At 63.3% G+C, this 1,449-nt stretch carries 1 protein-coding gene; it reads right to left on the bottom strand.

All coding sequences use genetic code 11. The features are described 5' to 3' along the window. A partial coding sequence (locus ACFWXH_RS31275; RefSeq protein ID WP_379125318.1) for a DUF1989 domain-containing protein occupies positions 1-1,449 on the bottom strand: 1,449 nt, incomplete at both ends.

Genomic DNA, 1,449 nt, shown 5'->3' with positions numbered 1-1,449 from the left:
GCGAAGATCAGGCCCGCCTCGATGCGCACCATGTCGAGCGCCGCCAGGCCCATCGGCACCAGCCCGTGCGGCTGGCCGGCCTCCCAGACCGCGTCGAAGACCTTTTCGGCATCGCGCGGATGACACCAGATCTCATAGCCGAGTTCGCCCGTATAGCCGGTGCGCGAGACGACGATCGGCACGCCTTGGGAATCGCCGATGCGGCCGATGGTGAAGCGGAACCATTCGACCTCGGCCAGCGCCGGCTGATGCGGCGGCGTCCAGACGATCTCCTTCAGGATGTCACGGCTCCTGGGACCCTGCACGGCGATGTTGTGCATCTGGTCGGTCGAGGACCGCACCAGAACCTTCAGGCCGAGCTCCTCGGCTTTGTCGCGCAGCCACTGGCCGGAATAGTCGTCGCCGCCGATCCAGCGGAAGTTGTCCTTGCCGAGCCTCAGCAAGGTGCCGTCGTCGATCATGCCGCCGTGTTCGTAACACATGGCCGTGTAGACGACCTGGCCGATGCCGAGCTTCTTGACGTCACGGGTGAGGGTGTATTGCAGCAGCGCCTCGGCATCCGGGCCGGTGACCTCGAACTTGCGCAGGGCGGACAGGTCCATCACCACGGCCTTCTCGCGGCAGGCGCGATATTCCTGCAGCGGGCCTTCCTTGGCGAAGGAATTGGCGAGCCAATAGCCCTTGTACTCGATGAAGTTGCGGGTGTGCTTGGCGAAGCTGGAATGGAAAGCGGTTTCGCGGGTCATCTTTGGCTCTGCATCCGGGGTCACTCGTCTGGCAATCGCACGGGAGAATTTGTGCTGTCCGGAATAGGTCCGGACATGGATGTCGGTGAGGTTCCAGCCATTGGCCGGGGTTGTGTCGTCGGGACAGGCGGAAGACACGCAGACGATGTCGGTCAGCGCGCGCAGAAGCACATAGTCGCCTGGCCGCGACCATGGCTCGTCGGAGAACATGACGCCATGCGCGTCGATGCCGGTGTTGAAGAAGAAGTTCACCGCCATCCAGCCGCCGCGGGCGGTCACGCCATGCGGGGCGAGCACGCCGTTGAAGTTCTCCGAACAGTTGATGTGGCCGGGATAGCCGATGTCGTCGTAATATTTGGCGTAGCAAGCCAGTGCGAAGGCATCGTGCCGGCCGCAGGTATCCTGCACGACTTCCACCAGCGGTTCGAAATCCTGATCGAAATACTTCGCATGCAGGCCGGGCATCGGATAGGCATGGCCCATCAAGGAGCGGGTGGCGGTGACGTCGAGTGCGAGATCGCGGCCCTTGTCGAGCTTGCGCGCCGAGAAGCACTGGAAGTCGGTGCATTGGCGGCCGTCGACGTCGATGATCTGGATGTAGTCGCCTGCCTTGACGAAATAGGCTTCGGCCGTGCGCGACTTCACCCTGAGATCGAGCACCGGATCGGCAAGCGGATCGGGCAGTTCGGACTTTCTCCTGGCG

This window comes from Mesorhizobium sp. NPDC059054, from assembly GCF_042739215.1.
Classification (GTDB): Bacteria; Pseudomonadota; Alphaproteobacteria; order Rhizobiales; family Rhizobiaceae; genus Mesorhizobium.
This window is presented reverse-complemented; position numbering and strand designations above follow the sequence as displayed.